Below are 16,976 nucleotides of genomic sequence, written 5' to 3'. Positions count from 1 at the left end.
GATAAGGCTGCCCGCGAGCAATGAAAAGAACAACAGTTCCTTTAGAACTTATAAATTTACAAGACGACGGCTTCCACCTTTTGGTGGAAGTTGTCGTTTTTGGCAAAAAATTTAACGCCGTGCTGGATACGGGTGCGTCTAAGACAGTGCTTGACAAGTCGATCGTCGAACACCACATCCCGACAAACGAGCTCCTTCTTTCCGATAAACTTTCTACAGGGCTGGGTACCAACACAATGGAAAGTCACACTGCTGTTCTTCCATATTTAAAAATTGGCAGACTCAGGCTGGAAGCTTTCGAAGTCGCCGTTCTGGACCTTTCCATGATAAGCACTGCTTATGAACGCCTGGATCTGCCGCCGGTAATCGGTGTATTAGGCGGCGACATTCTGCAGAGCAGGGGTGCGACGATCAGTTACGAAAAATTAACGCTAAAACTTTTCTTGAACAGTCTGCTATAAAGTAATTTAAAATCGTTAACTTGATTTAAATTGCTGCAGTATGAGATGGCTTATACTTTTTGTAGTCTGCCTGAGTTTTAAAAGTTCTTTTTCTCAGAACGTCCATGGAAAGTGGATAGGCAAGATCACTCAACAACCAGGTGGCTACAGCCAGCTTTATGATCTTGAACTGGACCTTAATCAAAGGAAAAATATCTGGGGCGATTCCTACGCCTATGAAGGTGACTCTATACAGATAAGAATTGGCCTGTCAGGATTTATAGACAAAGACAGTATTCGCCTTAATGAAAGTGTTGGATGGATCCGTGAAGATAAAGTTCCTTTCAGCTGGATTGCCTGCGTGAAAAAATTTGTTCTTGCCCACAGGATTGAGGGTAATTTCGAATATCTTGAAGGAAGCTGGTCGGGAGTCAGCAAAGACAATCCAGCGGATCCTTGCTTCCCTGGCAAGGTTATTCTGTCCCGGACTATCGAAGGACTAAACCGGTTTCTTGAGGATCACCGCGATTCTGTGATCGTTGCCCAACCTATCGCAGTATCCAGTGCGCCGCCCGTTTTAGATTTCAGCCAGCGTTTTCTGAATACCGAACCGAAAAAAATAACTGAAATTACAGTTACTCATCCAGACCTGCAGATCCAAATCATAGACTACATGAAAGTTGATAATGATACTGTATCTGTTTATTTGAACAGAAATCTACTTGCCAGCAACATTCGTATAGATAAGCGGCCTGCATTGATTAATTTCAAACTTGATACCCGTATTGAACTGCACGAGATACTGTTATATGCTGAAAATTTAGGACGAATTCCGCCAAACACATCGGAAATGATTGTTGTAGATGGCGATAAGAGACACCGGGTTATGATCGTTTCCGACAAAGAAAAAACTGCAGCAGTATATCTCAGGTATAAATCCAAGAAACGAAGTTAATCAAGCTGATAAATTGGTAAGATGAAAAAATTACTTCTCCTATTCTTGCTGTTCTTATCGGTTCATGCCGGGATAGCCCAGGATTACAAAGGCATCTGGACTGGATATCTCCGCGCTGAGGTTTATGATGCTACCGTTCTTAATATACAATACGTGCTCCACGTTAAGGATCAGAATCAGAATATTATAAATGGCAAAGCCTATCTATACAGAAATAACCCGCTTAAAGCTGAGGGAGCGCTCGACTTTATTGGTGTGATGAAGGGGCCGGAACTTAAGATCAAGGAACTTAAGATCTTGTATTCAAGAATACCTGCAGATACTGCCAGGTTTCTTTGCATCAAAGACCTGGAACTAATGCTTTCTCAGGACAATGGCCTTGATGCGCTTAGGGGTACATTTACAGGTGCGGGCGAAAACACTTTGCCTTGCTACCCGGGAAAAGCTTATTTGCAACGTTTTAATAAAGACAATCAGCATAACATTCCCGCACAAATGCTTACAAACCTCTTACTTGACGATCGCGATCCGAACGTTTTTATGCAGACAAAATTAGCCCGGCCTATAGTAATCGATGTGAGCAACAACGTTATCGAGTTAGAAATTGGCGACTATTTGAAAGAAGATGGGGATATTATCTCTATTTATCACAACAGGAAGCCGTTTATAAAGAATTTACCAATAGTCAATAAGAAATCGACTCATACGTTACGGCTCAACCGGGATTCAGAGCTACATGAAATCATTCTTTACGCTGAAAACCTGGGAAGAATATCTCCAAATACATCCACCCTAAAGGTATTTGACGGCACTCGTGAACACCAGATACAAATTACCTCCAGCAGGGAAGTTAGTGCCGTAGTATATTTACGGTATAATCCTGCACAAAAAAGCCCTTCACAATAAATGTAAAGGGCTTTCTGATATAAGAAAATTAAATATCTATTCTTGCATATTTGGAGTTCTTCTCTATAAAGTCGCGTCTTGGTCCTACCTCATCGCCCATCAACATAGAGAAAATATGATCGCATTCTGCGGCATTTTCAATGGTAACTTTTCTTAGTGTTCGGGTTTCAGGGTTTAAAGTGGTATCCCATAATTGCTCTGCGTTCATCTCACCAAGACCCTTATAACGCTGAATACCTACACTTTCTTCCTTACCGCCGCCTTTCAGGCGCTGAACAGCAGCATCACGCTGATCATCGTTCCAGGCATATTCGAACTCCTTACCTTTCTTAACCTGATACAATGGTGGTGCTGCAATATAGATATAACCATACTCTATAAGTTCTTTCATGTAACGGAAGAAGAACGTTAATATAAGAGTCGTAATGTGAGAGCCGTCAACGTCAGCATCCGTCATAATAATGATCCGGTGATAACGCAATTTCTCCATATTTAATGCCTTGGCATCGTCGGGAGTTCCGATACTCACCCCCATGGCCGTGAACATATTCTTTATCTCGTCATTCTCGTAAATCTTATGTTCCATTGCCTTTTCCACATTCAGGATCTTGCCCTTTAATGGAAGAATTGCCTGGAAATTACGGTCGCGGCCCTGCTTAGCGGTACCACCCGCAGAATCTCCCTCGACAAGGTATAATTCACATGCAGCCGGATCATTATTTGCGCAGTCAGCGAGCTTACCAGGCAAGCCGGATCCGCCCATCACGGTTTTACGCTGAACCATCTCGCGGGCTTTACGAGCCGCTGCCCGCGCGGTAGCCGCCAGAATCACCTTGTTGACAATCATTTTCGCTTCCCGCGGATTTTCTTCAAGATAGTCACCCAGGATTTCGCCAACAGCTACATCAACCGCACCCATAACTTCATTATTTCCCAATTTAGTTTTGGTTTGGCCTTCAAACTGCGGTTCCTGAACTTTTACTGAAATTACAGCTGTTAATCCCTCACGGAAATCATCACCTGTGATTTCTACCTTCATGTTCTTCAACATCCCGGATTTTTCCGCGTATGCCTTGAGCGTACGTGTTAAACCACGACGAAAACCAGCCACATGAGTTCCACCTTCATGGGTATTAATGTTATTTACGTAAGAGTGCACGTTTTCCGTATAAGTGTCATTATACTGAAGCGCCAGTTCTACCGGAATCCCTTGTTTAATTCCTTCGACATAAATCGGCTCGGGTATGATTGACGAGCGCATTCCATCGAGGTATTTGACAAACTCCTTCAGGCCACCCTCAGAATAATACTCCTCTGCTAACAGAGAACCATCTTCCTTCACCTCGCGTTCATCTATCAGCGATAAACGAATACCCTTATTCAGATAAGCAAGCTCCCTGAGACGGGCAGCCAGCGTATCAAATTTATATTCCGTTGTGAGCGTAAATATTTCGGGGTCGGGCTGGAACGTCACCATCGTGCCGGTACGCTCGCTCTCACCGACTATCTTAACATCGAAAAGAGGCTTTCCGCACTCATATTCCTGGGTAAATATCTTGCCTTCGCGATGAACGACAACCTTTAATGGCTTTGACAGGGCATTCACACAGCTCACACCAACTCCGTGCAAACCTCCGGACACCTTATAGGTATCCTTATCAAACTTGCCCCCTGCATGGAGAACAGTCATGACAACTTCAAGCGCAGACTTTTTCTCCTTCGTATGCATTGCGGTCGGGATACCTCTTCCGTTATCTTCAACCGTTATGGCATTGCCCTTGTGAATGGTAACTTTAATATCAGTACAATACCCAGCGAGTGCCTCATCAATGGAGTTATCAACCACTTCGTAAACCAGGTGATGCAGGCCTTTGAAACCCGTATCGCCTATATACATTGATGGTCTTTTACGAACGGCCTCAAGCCCCTCTAAGACCTGTATATTATCCGCTGAATAATTCGATTTATCTATTGTTTCTTCGCTCATATTTTAAAATAACGATAAGTACAAAAATAACGATTTTACACCGGATATCCCACATTGTGGATAAATTTAACGCTCTTTCAAGGTACTGTAAATGAGCTGGAATTAAATGGTTGGGATACTTAGATTGAAAGATTATATTTGCGTAAATTTTTATTAAAAAACATGAAGAAATTATTGGCAAATTTAAGTAAAGCAGCAGCCGGATTTGCGATTGCAGCAGTTGTTATCTCCTGTGGCAAAGAGCAACCTAAAAGCGCTGCTCCGGCCACGTCGAATTCACAGAATTCAGAGACTATCGTTTATGTGAACTCGGATTCATTATTGAATAGTTACGAATATTTCAAAGACGTTAAAAACGTCTTCCAGGAGAAGTCAAAGAAAGCACAGGCTGATCTTACAGCTAAGGGAACTGCTTTTCAGCGGGAAGTGGCTCAATACCAGCAAAGCGCAGCCAATTTGAGCGCTGAACAACGCACAAGCACTGAAGAACGACTTGCAAGGAAACAACAGGAACTGGCCGCTTACAATCAAAATGCCGGCAATGCGCTTGCCAACGAAGAGGCTGTAGAAAACGAGAAATTATATAACAAGGTTTCGGATTTCCTAAAAGGTTTTGCTAAAACGAAAGGTTATAAAATGGTTCTCACTTATTCTAAGGCCAATCCCACCGTTTTATATGCCGACGAAAGCCTGGACGTTACAAAGGAAGTTTTGGCTGGTCTGAATGCTGAATACAAGAAAGAGAAGAAATAATTTAATGATAGATCATTAGAAAGGAACCCCGGCAATGCTGGGGTTTTTTATTTTTGTATACAGGCAGAAACTGCCTTAAAAATATCTTGATATGCAGGGTAAACAACATGAAGATTTTATGCGGATAGCCATCCGGCTATCGGAACAAAATGTGAGCAATTCATTGGGAGGCCCCTTTGGTGCCGTTATCGTTAAAGAGGGTAAAATTGTTGGTAAGAGTGCAAATAAAGTGACCAGGACACTTGACCCTACTGCGCACGCTGAAGTATCTGCAATTCGAATAGCAAGTAAAAAGCTTAAGACCTTTGATCTCAGTGGTTGTCTGATTTACACAAGTTGCGAACCCTGCCCGATGTGTTTAAGCGCCATTTACTGGGCACGCATCGACAAGATATACTTTGCGAATACCAAAGATGATGCCTGCAAAATCGGATTTGACGACCAATTCATTTACAACGAAATGGCCCTGCCCCGAGATCAGCGTAAAGTTATTATTGAGCAAATGTTAAGGGATGAGGCTTTAAATGCCTTTAGGCTTTGGGATAAATCGCCCATGAAAATCAGCTATTAATCAGTTCAACAAATTGGCGAACATGAGCTATTACATATTCACCCGTAACTGTTCAATCAAACCAACCCTCCTGCAGATCATCAATTTCCCGTCTGTCTTTCTTGGTAGGTCTGCCGGTACCCCGATCACGGCTGAGGTTGGGTGTATGAAACATCGATTTATATGCCTGAGTATCTTCAACCGGAGTTAGGTCTTCATAAAAAGTCACGGCCGTTTTGGCATCCACACGTCTTTCCAAAAGACCGGTTACCTTGATAACCTTTTTATCCGGCCCTTTTTGAACGGTATATTCTTCTCCTGTTTTAACTATGTGAGAGGGTTTAAGATTTTGTCCGTTCATTTTTACACGCCCGGCCTTGCATGCCTCTGTAGAAATGCTGCGTGTTTTGAAGGCGCGAATAGCCCATAAATACTTATCAATGCGTAATTTCTCAATCTCAGCCATGATAGCAAATTTACACAACGATCGGCTATTTGCCAGAAAAATCCCGTATTTTGGCTCAAAATTACCGTATGACTTCTGATTTAAAAAAACTTATAGAAACGGCCTGGGAAGACAGGACGCTTATTACATTTAAAGAGTACAGAGATGCTATAGAGCGTGTCATTTTACACCTTGATAAAGGCGAATTGCGTGTAGCCGAACAAATTGGAACTCGCTGGCATGTTCACGACTGGATAAAAAAAGCTGTCATCCTCTATTTTCCAATCAGCGAAATGAAAGAAATAGAAGTTGGCCCGTTTGTGTTTCACGATAAAATGAAATTAAAAACGGATTATAAAGCTACCGGCGTACGGGTTGTGCCTCATGGAATAGCCCGCTACGGTGCCTATTTGGCTAAGGGAGTAATTATGATGCCTTCGTATGTTAATATTGGTGCTTATGTTGATGAAGGTACAATGGTTGACACCTGGGCGACAGTGGGTTCCTGCGCTCAAATTGGGAAGCATGTACATTTGAGCGGAGGTGTTGGAATTGGCGGTGTTTTAGAGCCTGTGCAAGCATCTCCTGTAATAATCGAAGACAATTGCTTTATCGGTTCACGTGCAATAGTTGTAGAAGGCGTACATGTAGAAAGCGAAGCTGTTTTAGGAGCAAACGTTGTGTTAACGGCGTCTACAAAGATTATTGATGTAACGGGCGACGAACCTGTTGAATATAAAGGCATCGTACCGTCCCGTTCTGTTGTGATTCCGGGATCGTACGCCAAGAAGTTTCCTGCCGGCGAATTTCAGGTACCCTGTGCATTAATCATAGGCAAAAGAAAGGAATCTACAGATAAAAAGACCTCTCTAAACGACGCGTTGAGGGAAAATAACGTTGCGGTTTAATTTCAGTCAGCATCAAAGTTTAAAAGGCTGAAAACGATTTCAGCCTTTTATTTTATACACGGGCGATGAGAATAGGTTTCGACGGCAAACGTATGACACAAAATTTTACCGGCTTAGGCAACTACAGCCGTTATTTAGTTCGTTTACTGACAAAATTTTATCCTGAAAATTACTATAGTAGCTATGCTATCAAAGCCCCGTCAACCAAACTTCTTATTACCGGTGTTAATTATAAATATCCCGGCAGTAAATCAATTAAATCCTATTGGCGAAGTTTAGGTATTATACAAAATCTCAAATCAGACAACATTGATGTCTTTCATGGTCTGAGTAATGAGATTCCCTTCGGCTTAAAAAATGCAGGAATTCAGTCAGTTGTTACAGTCCATGACTTGATCTTTATAAGATATCCTGAATATTATGCTTTATTCGACAGGATTATTTACAAACTTAAATTGCGTTATGCAATTTCATCAGCCGACAAAATAATAGCCATCAGCAATCAAACCCGGAAGGATTTGATACACTATCTTAACGTCGAAAGTGACCGTATAAAAGTGATATACCAAAATTGTGATCCCATATTTTTCACAAAAGCTTCCGTTGAGAATAAGCATAAGGTTCAGAAAAAATATAACCTGCCGGAAAGATATATTTTGAACGTAGGCACGATAGAAGAACGAAAAAATCTCTTATTGGTAATAAAAGCGTTGAAGGATATTAAAGATATTCATCTTGTAGTTGTTGGCAAGGATACCCCCTATTCAACCCGGGTAAAGTCCTATATCATGAGTCATGACTTACAACAACGGGTGCATTTCATTAAAAATGCAGATCACAGCGATTTACCGGCAATCTATCAATCGGCGCAATTATTTATTTATCCATCTCGTTTTGAAGGCTTTGGCATACCAATCGTAGAGGCCTTGCATTCCGGCATACCCGTTATTGCGGCTACAGGTTCCTGTTTGGAAGAAGCTGGCGGGCGGGGAAGCATTTATATTGATCCCGATGATGAAGCCAGTCTTGCGCGACAAATAAATATGGTGCTTGGCAACAGTGAACAAAGAAATATGATGATCCGGGCAGGCTATGACCATGTAAAGAATTTTAGCGATGAGAAAATTGCAACTGAAATTATTGAAGTTTATAAGGAGGTTTTAACTCATGCTTAAGGAAGAAATAAATAAGGCTTTTGAGGTTTTAAAGAATGGCGGCTTGATCCTTTATCCCACTGATACAATATGGGGCATCGGATGCGATGCAACTAACCCTGATTCAGTAAAAAAGGTTTATGAATTAAAAGGCCGCTCTGATGAAAAAAGCTTAATTATCCTGTTAGATACGGAAACCAAGCTTCAGAGTTATGTGAGCGAAGTTCCTGAAATTGCATATGATCTGATTGAATTTGCTGAAAATCCCCTGACGATTATCTACTCAGGCGCAAAAAATCTTGCTTCAAATGTGATAGCCTCCGACGGAAGCATTGGAATACGTGTTGTGAAACATGATTTTTGCCAGCAACTTATACATCGCTTCCGGAAACCAATCGTTTCGACATCAGCAAACTTAAGCGGTGATAAGTCACCCGTAAGCTTTTTTGATATAAGTCCGGAAGTTATGAACGGAGTCGACTATGTTGTTAATTGGCAGCAAAATGTGATAACCGATGGTAAGTCTTCAACGATCATGAAACTGGAATCAGGGGGTAAATTCTCTTTTATCCGGAAATAACGCCTGCTAAAAACGATTTAACGATATTTGATTAAAATTTTCGAGCATTATCCCTGATCCTGTAAGGATTGGACTCTATGAAAAAATACTTGCAAAACCCCATTTTTAAAAAACTCGGCAATATAGCTGATGCTTCTGATACCGAAATCTATGTGATTGGTGGATTTGTCAGGGATATATTCCTGGATCGGCCTTCAAAAGATGTTGATATTTTGGTCGTGGGAAATGGGATAACGTTTGCTGAAGAAGTGGGTAAGATCTTCCGGACGAAAGTTTCTGTTTTTAAAAATTTTGGCACTGCAATGCTTCGCCATGACAACCTTGAAATTGAATTCGTGGGTGCAAGAAAGGAATCTTACCGCGCAGATTCCAGAAAACCTGTTGTAGAAAACGGCTCTCTTGATGATGACCAAAAGCGACGTGATTTTACAATAAACGCTATGGCCATCAGCCTGAATGCATCCAGCTTCGGCCGCCTGTTGGATCCATTTGACGGACTGACAGATCTAAGCCAAAAACTGATACGTACTCCGCTGGATCCGGAACTAACGTTCTCTGACGACCCTTTAAGAATGATGAGAGCCATTCGTTTCGCCTCGCAACTAGGCTTTACCATCGATACACGCGCCCTTCATGCTATTCAGAAAAATAATAAGCGCATTAAGATTGTTTCGACGGAACGCATTACCGATGAGCTAAACAAGATCATCTTATCACCCAAACCTTCTGTTGGGTTTGAATACTTATTTAATTCTGGTCTCTTAAAAGAGATATTCCCACAGATGGTTGAACTCCATGGTGTGGATATAATAGACGGAAAAGGGCATAAGGACAACTTCTACCATACGTTACAAGTGCTTGACAACCTATCAGAAAATACAGACGATCTTTGGCTAAGGTGGTCGGCCATTCTGCATGACATTGCAAAACCAGCAACCAAACGGTTTGAGCCAGGGCATGGCTGGACATTTCATGGACATGAGGACCGCGGAGCCCGGATGGTTCCAAAGATCTTTGCTCAGCTAAAGCTACCATTGAACGAAAAAATGAAAATGGTCCAAAAGCTTGTACAACTTCATCTAAGACCTATCGTGCTTGCCCAGGATGTTGTTACAGATTCAGCAGTGAGACGGCTTCTATTCGAAGCAGGAGAAGACATTGAAGGCCTTATGTTGCTTTGCAATGCCGATGTAACCACAAAGAACGAATATAAGATTAAAAAGTACCGCCGTAACTTCGAACTGGTTAAACAAAGGCTTAAGGATGTAGAAGAAAGTGACCACATAAGAAATTGGCAGCCTCCGGTAACCGGAGAAGATATTATGATGGCATTTAATTTGAGGGCAGGTAGAGAGGTGGGTATTATCAAAAATCAAATCCGGGAAGCGATTCTAGAGGGAGTAATAAAAAACTCCCGGGAGGAAGCCATGGAGTATATGATACTTAAGGGTAAGGAAATTGGACTAATTCCCTCAAAAACGACTTAATAAAAATTTAAACAAAATCAATAATCGTTTTTTGCAAATCGTATTTTTGTACTTTAAAATAACATACAATAATGGCTATATATAGATTTAGGGTTTCTTTTGAAGATTACGATGATGTGGAGCGGGATATTGACATCAAATCGAACCAAACCTTCGAGGATCTTCACAGAGCCATACACGAATCTACCGGATATAAAACTGAAGCTTCTTCGTCATTTTACGTAAGTAACGATCAATGGATCAAGAACGAAGAAATTGCTTACTTACCGAATCAGAGAAAGATAAATAATGGTGTCGCTTTAATGGAGAACTCCAAACTGAGTAGTTTCATAGACGATCCCCACCAGAAGTTCTATTATACCTACAACTTTGACAGACCTTATGACTTCCACGTAGAACTTATTAAAATCCTTCTAAATGAGGAGTCGGGTAAAAGCTATCCTTATATTTCAAGAAGTCTCGGTGAGGCGCCTAAGATGGCCGGTATGGCAATTGTGCCACCTGTAGCTGCCGCTACAGCTTCCTCTGACGACTTTGATTTTCTTAATGAGGAAGAATTTCAATTGGAAGACACGGACGACCTGGAACAAATGACAGACCTGGGAATAAGCACAGATCAAAAAGCCGATGAGGGCGAGGATGAGGACGAAAAAGACGAATTCATGGATGAATTCTCAGATAACGAAAATTACGATGCAGATGACCTCCAGAAAGATGACTATTAATTTTTAAAAAATCATCTCTGCTAATGGCTAAGACACTGATTATAATCACAGGGCCAACCGCCATTGGAAAAACCTCTTTGGCTATTCAGCTAGCCACTCACTATCAAACAGAAATTGTATCTGCTGATTCCAGGCAGTTCTACCGGGAGATGGATATTGGTACGGCTAAACCCTCATCTGGGGAATTGATGGCCGTAAAACATCATTTCATAAACTCACATTCTATTGTTGACAACTTTAATGTTGGGGATTATGAAAAAAAAGCCCTGGAATTAATCGAGGACCTGTTCAGTAGACATAATGTAATCATTGTTGTGGGCGGATCCGGGTTGTTTATTAATGCAATAACCAACGGCTTTGACGAGCTTCCATCATCGACAAAGGAAATTCGTGAAAAACTGAACCAGTTATTCCGCGATAAAGGTATTGCTCCTCTTCAGGAAAAATTAAAAAGAGTTGATCAAACATTCTACACAGAAGTAGATATAAATAATCCGCAACGGCTTATACGGGCGCTTGAGGTGTACGAAGCGACTGGAAAACCATTTTCCGAATTTCGTAAAAGAACTAAGAAGCAGCGGTCTTTCAATATTGTAACTATTGGCCTCAATACTGATCGGAAAGCGCTATACAAAAACATTGACCACAGGGTTGACTTAATGATAGAGGCTGGTCTTGTAAAGGAGGCAGAGGGTTTGAAAGAGTTTCGTCACCTCAATCCACTTAATACCGTGGGCTATTCTGAGTTATTCGATTACTTTGACGGACTTTACACTCTTGAAGAAGCTGTCGAAAAGATCAAACAAAACACAAGAAGGTTCGCAAAACGACAACTAACCTGGTTTAACAAATCCGAAAACATCAAGTGGTTTGAACCAGCGGACGATGAAAAGATATTTAGCTATCTCGATTTCCAGCTGAAAAATCTTGAGCTCCCCGCGCAAAAGAGTTGAAGAATAATATAAGAAATGATGGTGCGTTAAAGTGTCTCTTCACTATGCTTGCGCAGGTGGTCCGCCGAAATTCATGGGAAAGGCAGGAGGATCTTCGTTAATCTTGATACGCCCGTTAATTGTCTCGAACTTTTCCAGATTGTCCTCCAGTGCTCTCATGAATCTTTTAGCATGCTCGGGAGTTAACACGACCCGGGACTTAACTCTGGCCTTTGGAACTCCTGGCATTACACGCACAAAGTCTAACACAAATTCTGTATTAGAATGTGTTATTATGGCTAGGTTTGAATATATGCCTTCTGCGACTTCTTCAGACAATTCGATATTTAATTGATTCTCGGGATTTTGCTCTTCCATAATGTAATAAAAAAGTCCTCGCCAAATAGGAGGACTTCATCGTTATAATTTTGAATTATTTTATTATAAAATTAATAATAGCCAAAACTGAGCCTGTAATTGCCAGAAATTGGATAAGGCCCACAACATAAATTGACTTCGTAAGATCGGACTTCACATTACCCACGTCATCCTTAGTAGCAAAGATTTCCTTCCTGTTATCAAATTCATTTTTTATCTCGGAACTTACGAAATGAACTAACGCTTCGGCTTCTTTGTTACCAAGCCTATCTTTAAGTATTTGATACAATTTAATTTCAGATACACTCATCAGCTTCGAAATTTAATATTTAGGATCAACTAAACAATCGTAAAATTCATATCATAAAATTACAAATTCTGCGCCACACAAAAAAGCCCCCGATCAGATCGGAGGCTTACAATTAGTTAAAGGCTAGGACTAAGCTTCTACTTCTTCCTGTTTTGATGCCAACAATTTATCGTATTCTTCCTGAGAACCAACGATGATACGCTCGTAGTGACGCAATCCTGTTCCTGATGGAATCAAGTGACCTACGATCACGTTTTCCTTCAGTCCTAACAAGTTATCACGCTTACCGCTGATCGCTGCCTCATTCAATACTTTGGTAGTTTCCTGGAAGGAAGCTGCTGAAATGAATGATTTAGTTCCCAATGATGCACGGGTAATACCCTGAAGCATCTGGCTTGAAGTAGCTGCAATAGCATCACGGGTTTCAACAAGTTTCATGTCTTTACGTTTAAGAACTGAATTTTCATCCCTTAATTTACGCACAGATATGATCTGACCAGCTTTCAGGTTAGTTGATTCTCCCGGATCAGTAACTACACGCTTGTCATATATCTCGTCATTTTCCAATTGGAAATCCCAACGGTCAACAAGCTCTTTTTCAAGGAAACGTGTATCACCGGCATCCTCGATCATTACTTTCTGCATCATCTGGTGAACAATGGTTTCAAAGTGCTTATCGTTGATCTTCACACCCTGCAGACGGTAAACTTCCTGGATACCGTTAACAAGATATTCCTGAACTGCCGCCGGGCCTTTGATCGAAAGAATGTCAGCTGGAGAAATCGATCCGTCAGATAATGGCATACCTGCCTTCACAAAGTCGTTATCCTGTACCAGGATGTGTTTTGACAGTGGAACGAGATATTTCTTGATCTGTCCGTCTTTTGATTCGATAGACATCTCACGGTTACCACGTTTAACTCCGCCTAAGGTTACCACGCCATCGATTTCAGTTACAACTGCTGGATTCGAAGGATTACGAGCTTCGAATAATTCCGTCACACGTGGGAGACCACCTGTGATATCTCGTGTTTTACCGGTCGAACGAGGGATCTTTGCAATGATCTGCCCCATTTTCACAGATTCGTTCTCCTCAACAGCAATGTGCGCTCCTACCGGAATGTTATATCCTTTAAGACCATTACCTTTCTTATCCGCTACACGGATAACAGGGTTTTTAGTTTTATCACGGGTGTCAATAATAACCTTTTCTCTGTGACCGGTTTGCTCATCCGATTCTTCACGGAAAGTAACCCCTTCGATGATCGCTTCAAATTCAGCTTTTCCTTCAAACTCAGAAATAATAACCGCGTTATATGGATCCCAGCTACAGATCTTATCTCCTTTAGAGATCTTCTCGCCATCCTTAACATACAGATAAGCTCCATAAGGGATGTTATTAGCCATGATCATTTTGTTCGTTCCAGGCTCAACGATCCTGAACTCACCCGAACGCCCTAAAACAACTTCAAGAGGTCCTTCTTCAGTTTGGTGACTCACAGTTCTAACGTTTTCGAACTCGATCACACCATCGAACTTAGCCACGATCTGAGATTCTGCAGCTATGTTAGATGCAGTACCACCCACATGGAATGTACGAAGTGTCAACTGCGTACCCGGCTCACCGATTGACTGAGCAGCAATTACGCCGACAGCTTCACCCATTTGAACACGTTTACCAGTAGCGAGGTTACGTCCGTAGCAAAGAGCACAAACACCGCGTTTGCTTTCGCATGTCAGAACCGAGCGAATCTCAATACCTTCAAGAGCAGAGTTCTCGATCTTTACTGCAACATCCTCTTCAATATCCTCACCTGCGTTAACAAGCAGTTCATTAGTTAATGGATCGTATACATCGTGCAGACTTGTACGTCCCAAAATACGATCGTATAATGGCTCAACGATATCCTCGTTGTCTTTTAATGCCGTAGTGTATATTCCTCTCAACGTTCCGCAATCAGTTTCACCCACGATCATATCTTGAGCAACGTCATGTAAACGACGGGTCAGGTAACCCGCATCTGCAGTTTTCAGGGCTGTATCGGCAAGACCTTTACGTGCACCGTGAGTAGAGATGAAGTACTCAAGTACCGATAATCCTTCTTTAAAGTTAGACAAGATCGGGTTTTCGATAATTTCACCACCTGAACCTGATTTCTGAGGCTTAGCCATCAAACCACGCATTCCGCAAAGCTGACGGATCTGCTCCTTGGAACCACGGGCTCCGGAATCAAGCATCATGTACACCGAGTTAAACCCTTGATTATCGCTTGACAGTTGGTTCATCACATTCGCCGTTAAACGATTGTTGATACGTGTCCAGATGTCGATGATCTGATTATAACGCTCGTTGTTTGTAATGAAACCCATATTGTAGTTATTCATTACTTCTTCAACTTCTTTACTAGCCTGACCGATAAGCTGTGCTTTTTCAGCCGGAATGTTAAGATCCTGAAGGTTAAACGAAAGACCGCCCTGGAATGCCATTTGGAAACCCAGCTCCTTAATATCATCAAGGAATTGTGCTGCGCGTGCCATACCAGTAGTTTTCACTACCTCACCAATAATATCACGAAGTGATTTCTTCGTCAATAGCTCATTGATATATCCAACTTCAGCAGGAACTCTCTGGTTAAACAAAACACGTCCTACGGTAGTTTCGATCAGCTTATTAACGATCTGACCATCCTTCTCTTTCACATTGGTTTTAACCTTGATGAAAGCATGCAGATCAAGCTTCCGCTCGTTATAAGCTATAATTACCTCTTCAGGTGAATAAAAGCTTTGATCCTGTCCTTTAACCACGCGCGTTTCATCAGTTCTGCGGCCTTTAGTTATATAATAAAGACCTAAAACCATGTCCTGAGATGGAACCGTGATCGGCGTACCATTTGCAGGATTCAAGATATTGTGTGAGGCAAGCATTAGCATCTGCGCTTCCAGGATAGCAGCATTACCTAATGGTAAGTGCACCGCCATCTGGTCACCGTCAAAATCCGCGTTGAACGCTGTACACACTAATGGGTGCAACTGAATTGCTTTTCCTTCTACCAGCTTAGGCTGGAAAGACTGGATACCCAAACGGTGAAGTGTAGGAGCACGGTTTAGTAATACCGGGTGACCTTTCAATACGTTTTCCAGGATATCCCAAACAATAGGATCCTTGCGATCAACGATCTTTTTGGCTGATTTCACTGTCTTAACCACGCCTCTTTCGATCATCTTGCGAATGATAAATGGTTTGAACAGTTCAGCTGCCATATCCTTAGGTAAACCGCATTCGTGCAGTTTCAGGTTTGGTCCTACAACAATTACAGAACGTGCTGAATAATCTACACGCTTACCCAACAAGTTCTGGCGGAAACGTCCTTGTTTACCTTTCAGGATATCTGAAAGAGATTTCAAAGCACGGTTACCTTCAGTTTTAACTGCATTTACTTTACGTGAGTTATCGAATAATGAATCGACAGACTCCTGAAGCATACGTTTCTCGTTACGTAAGATCACCTCCGGCGCTTTGATCTCGATCAAACGTTTCAAACGATTGTTACGGATGATCACACGACGGTAAAGATCATTCAAATCGGAAGTAGCAAAACGGCCACCCTCGAGTGGAACGAGAGGCCTCAACTCAGGCGGAATAACCGGAACGATCTTAACGATCATCCACTCTGGGTTATTCTCAATACGAGTATTTGCACCGCGGAAAGCTTCCACAACCTGAAGGCGTTTCAGGGCCTCAGTCTTACGTTGCTGTGAAGTTTCAGTAGCGGCCTGGTGACGAAGGTCATAAGACTGCTGATCCAGATCCAAACGGCTTAAAAGATCCTGAAGCGCCTCAGCGCCCATCTTAGCGATGAATTTCTCCGGATCTTTATCGTCCAGGTATTGATTTTCTTTTGGTAAAGTATCTAAGATGTCAAGATATTCCTCTTCTGTGAGGAAATCCATTTTCTGAATACCGTCAGCTTCTTTCAAACCTGCCTGAATAACAACATAACGCTCATAATAAATGATGAGGTCCAGTTTCTTTGTAGGCAATCCAAGAAGGTAACCGATTTTATTCGGAAGGGAACGGAAATACCAGATGTGCGCAACAGGAACTACAAGATTAATGTGTCCCATACGCTCACGACGTACTTTTTTCTCAGTTACTTCAACACCGCAACGATCACAGACAATTCCCTTATAACGGATACGCTTGTATTTACCGCAATGACATTCGTAATCCTTTACAGGACCGAAGATCCGCTCGCAAAATAAGCCATCACGCTCAGGTTTGTAAGTCCGGTAGTTGATAGTTTCCGGTTTTAACACCTCGCCACTTGACCGCTCCAGAATAGATTCCGGAGAAGCCAGGCTAATGGTTATCGAGGTGAAATTACTCTTGATTTTATTATCCTTTTTGTAAGACATAGCTCTTTTTTAGTTGAAAGCTGAAAGTTGAAAGTTGAAAGTTAGCGGGC

16 protein-coding genes are annotated in these 16,976 nt (G+C 41.9%); 11 read left to right on the top strand and 5 right to left on the bottom strand.

All coding sequences use genetic code 11. The features are described 5' to 3' along the window. The first annotated feature begins 20 nt into the window (after window positions 1–20). From P2W76_RS08850 to P2W76_RS08840, 3 genes are read left to right on the top strand one after another with little or no spacing between them, the layout of a single operon-like run. The gene (locus P2W76_RS08850) at window positions 21–461 is read left to right on the top strand and encodes a retropepsin-like aspartic protease (RefSeq protein ID WP_276347378.1); all 441 of its coding nucleotides are present in this window, start codon (window positions 21–23) and stop codon (window positions 459–461) included. A gap of 40 nt (window positions 462–501) precedes the next feature. Beyond that, on the top strand, window positions 502–1,395 hold the full coding sequence (locus tag P2W76_RS08845) for a hypothetical protein (protein ID WP_276347377.1): 894 nt from the start codon (window positions 502–504) through the stop codon (window positions 1,393–1,395). Between the two features lie 21 nt (window positions 1,396–1,416). Beyond that, entirely contained in the window at window positions 1,417–2,301 is an 885-nt protein-coding gene (locus tag P2W76_RS08840; protein WP_276347376.1) for a hypothetical protein, read from the top strand. 28 nt (window positions 2,302–2,329) lie between these two features. On the opposite strand, the gene gyrB is transcribed toward P2W76_RS08840, so the two are convergent. After that, window positions 2,330–4,288 carry a DNA topoisomerase (ATP-hydrolyzing) subunit B gene (gene gyrB / locus P2W76_RS08835; protein ID WP_276347375.1) on the bottom strand — a complete coding sequence of 653 codons (1,959 nt, stop codon included), beginning with the start codon at window positions 4,286–4,288 and terminating at the stop codon, window positions 2,330–2,332. A 162-nt stretch (window positions 4,289–4,450) separates the two neighbouring features. Here gyrB and P2W76_RS08830 point away from each other — a divergent pair, with 162 nt between their 5' ends. Both P2W76_RS08830 and P2W76_RS08825 read left to right on the top strand, forming a co-directional pair. Continuing rightward, the gene (locus P2W76_RS08830; protein ID WP_276347374.1) at window positions 4,451–5,041 is read left to right on the top strand and encodes an OmpH family outer membrane protein; all 591 of its coding nucleotides are present in this window, start codon (window positions 4,451–4,453) and stop codon (window positions 5,039–5,041) included. A 91-nt stretch (window positions 5,042–5,132) separates the two neighbouring features. After that, a complete protein-coding gene (locus tag P2W76_RS08825; RefSeq protein ID WP_276347372.1) occupies window positions 5,133–5,612 on the top strand; it encodes a nucleoside deaminase in 480 nt (159 codons plus the stop codon). Between the two features lie 52 nt (window positions 5,613–5,664). Here P2W76_RS08825 and P2W76_RS08820 read toward each other — a convergent pair whose 3' ends face one another. Beyond that, window positions 5,665–6,057 carry an RNA-binding S4 domain-containing protein gene (locus P2W76_RS08820; RefSeq protein WP_276347371.1) on the bottom strand — a complete coding sequence of 131 codons (393 nt, stop codon included), beginning with the start codon at window positions 6,055–6,057 and terminating at the stop codon, window positions 5,665–5,667. A 68-nt stretch (window positions 6,058–6,125) separates the two neighbouring features. Between P2W76_RS08820 and P2W76_RS08815 the strand changes: the two genes are divergently transcribed. The 6 genes from P2W76_RS08815 to miaA all read left to right on the top strand — a co-directional run bounded on the left by P2W76_RS08815 (window position 6,126) and on the right by miaA (window position 11,843). Then, a complete protein-coding gene (locus P2W76_RS08815) occupies window positions 6,126–6,944 on the top strand; it encodes a 2,3,4,5-tetrahydropyridine-2,6-dicarboxylate N-succinyltransferase (protein ID WP_276347370.1) in 819 nt (272 codons plus the stop codon). Window positions 6,945–7,009: 65 nt separating this feature from the next. Beyond that, on the top strand, window positions 7,010–8,119 hold the full coding sequence (locus tag P2W76_RS08810) for a glycosyltransferase family 1 protein (protein ID WP_276347368.1): 1,110 nt from the start codon (window positions 7,010–7,012) through the stop codon (window positions 8,117–8,119). Continuing rightward, window positions 8,112–8,678, top strand: a complete 567-nt coding sequence (locus P2W76_RS08805; RefSeq protein WP_276347367.1) for an L-threonylcarbamoyladenylate synthase — start codon at window positions 8,112–8,114, stop codon at window positions 8,676–8,678. The genes P2W76_RS08810 and P2W76_RS08805 overlap by 8 nt, the downstream gene beginning before the upstream one ends. Before the next feature lie 77 nt (window positions 8,679–8,755). Next, complete coding sequence (locus P2W76_RS08800) at window positions 8,756–10,165, top strand: HD domain-containing protein (protein WP_276347366.1); 1,410 nt, start codon at window positions 8,756–8,758, stop codon at window positions 10,163–10,165. Between the two features lie 71 nt (window positions 10,166–10,236). Further along, window positions 10,237–10,890 carry a hypothetical protein gene (locus P2W76_RS08795; protein ID WP_276347365.1) on the top strand — a complete coding sequence of 218 codons (654 nt, stop codon included), beginning with the start codon at window positions 10,237–10,239 and terminating at the stop codon, window positions 10,888–10,890. Window positions 10,891–10,913: 23 nt separating this feature from the next. Continuing rightward, on the top strand, window positions 10,914–11,843 hold the full coding sequence (miaA, locus tag P2W76_RS08790; protein WP_276347364.1) for a tRNA (adenosine(37)-N6)-dimethylallyltransferase MiaA: 930 nt from the start codon (window positions 10,914–10,916) through the stop codon (window positions 11,841–11,843). Between the two features lie 42 nt (window positions 11,844–11,885). Here the strand turns inward: miaA and P2W76_RS08785 are convergent, their stop codons facing one another. The 3 genes from P2W76_RS08785 to rpoC form a co-directional block, all read right to left on the bottom strand. Beyond that, entirely contained in the window at window positions 11,886–12,200 is a 315-nt protein-coding gene (locus P2W76_RS08785; protein WP_276347363.1) for a DUF3467 domain-containing protein, read from the bottom strand. Window positions 12,201–12,255: 55 nt separating this feature from the next. Beyond that, window positions 12,256–12,510, bottom strand: coding sequence for a hypothetical protein (locus P2W76_RS08780; RefSeq protein WP_276347362.1), 255 nt, complete (start codon window positions 12,508–12,510; stop codon window positions 12,256–12,258). A gap of 129 nt (window positions 12,511–12,639) precedes the next feature. Next, on the bottom strand, window positions 12,640–16,926 hold the full coding sequence (gene rpoC, locus P2W76_RS08775; RefSeq protein ID WP_276347360.1) for a DNA-directed RNA polymerase subunit beta': 4,287 nt from the start codon (window positions 16,924–16,926) through the stop codon (window positions 12,640–12,642). Window positions 16,927–16,976: the final 50 nt, after the last annotated feature.

Source organism: Daejeonella sp. JGW-45, from assembly GCF_029360805.1.
Taxonomy (GTDB): Bacteria; Bacteroidota; Bacteroidia; order Sphingobacteriales; family Sphingobacteriaceae; genus Daejeonella.
The sequence above is the reverse complement of the archived record's forward strand: the minus strand, read 5'-3'. Positions and strand labels throughout refer to the sequence as shown.

Excerpts from the sequence above, each read along its gene's own strand:
- gyrB (WP_276347375.1), bottom strand. The coding sequence starts at position 4,288 with ATGAGCGAAGAAACAATAGATAAATCGAATTATTCAGCGGATAATATA.
- P2W76_RS08795 (WP_276347365.1), top strand. The coding sequence starts at position 10,237 with ATGGCTATATATAGATTTAGGGTTTCTTTTGAAGATTACGATGATGTG.
- P2W76_RS08845 (WP_276347377.1), top strand. The coding sequence starts at position 502 with ATGAGATGGCTTATACTTTTTGTAGTCTGCCTGAGTTTTAAAAGTTCT.
- P2W76_RS08825 (WP_276347372.1), top strand. The coding sequence starts at position 5,133 with ATGCAGGGTAAACAACATGAAGATTTTATGCGGATAGCCATCCGGCTA.
- rpoC (WP_276347360.1), bottom strand. The coding sequence starts at position 16,926 with ATGTCTTACAAAAAGGATAATAAAATCAAGAGTAATTTCACCTCGATA.
- P2W76_RS08840 (WP_276347376.1), top strand. The coding sequence starts at position 1,417 with ATGAAAAAATTACTTCTCCTATTCTTGCTGTTCTTATCGGTTCATGCC.
- P2W76_RS08850 (WP_276347378.1), top strand. The coding sequence starts at position 21 with ATGAAAAGAACAACAGTTCCTTTAGAACTTATAAATTTACAAGACGAC.
- miaA (WP_276347364.1), top strand. The coding sequence starts at position 10,914 with ATGGCTAAGACACTGATTATAATCACAGGGCCAACCGCCATTGGAAAA.
- P2W76_RS08815 (WP_276347370.1), top strand. The coding sequence starts at position 6,126 with ATGACTTCTGATTTAAAAAAACTTATAGAAACGGCCTGGGAAGACAGG.
- P2W76_RS08805 (WP_276347367.1), top strand. The coding sequence starts at position 8,112 with ATGCTTAAGGAAGAAATAAATAAGGCTTTTGAGGTTTTAAAGAATGGC.
- P2W76_RS08810 (WP_276347368.1), top strand. The coding sequence starts at position 7,010 with ATGAGAATAGGTTTCGACGGCAAACGTATGACACAAAATTTTACCGGC.
- P2W76_RS08780 (WP_276347362.1), bottom strand. The coding sequence starts at position 12,510 with ATGAGTGTATCTGAAATTAAATTGTATCAAATACTTAAAGATAGGCTT.
- P2W76_RS08820 (WP_276347371.1), bottom strand. The coding sequence starts at position 6,057 with ATGGCTGAGATTGAGAAATTACGCATTGATAAGTATTTATGGGCTATT.
- P2W76_RS08830 (WP_276347374.1), top strand. The coding sequence starts at position 4,451 with ATGAAGAAATTATTGGCAAATTTAAGTAAAGCAGCAGCCGGATTTGCG.
- P2W76_RS08785 (WP_276347363.1), bottom strand. The coding sequence starts at position 12,200 with ATGGAAGAGCAAAATCCCGAGAATCAATTAAATATCGAATTGTCTGAA.
- P2W76_RS08800 (WP_276347366.1), top strand. The coding sequence starts at position 8,756 with ATGAAAAAATACTTGCAAAACCCCATTTTTAAAAAACTCGGCAATATA.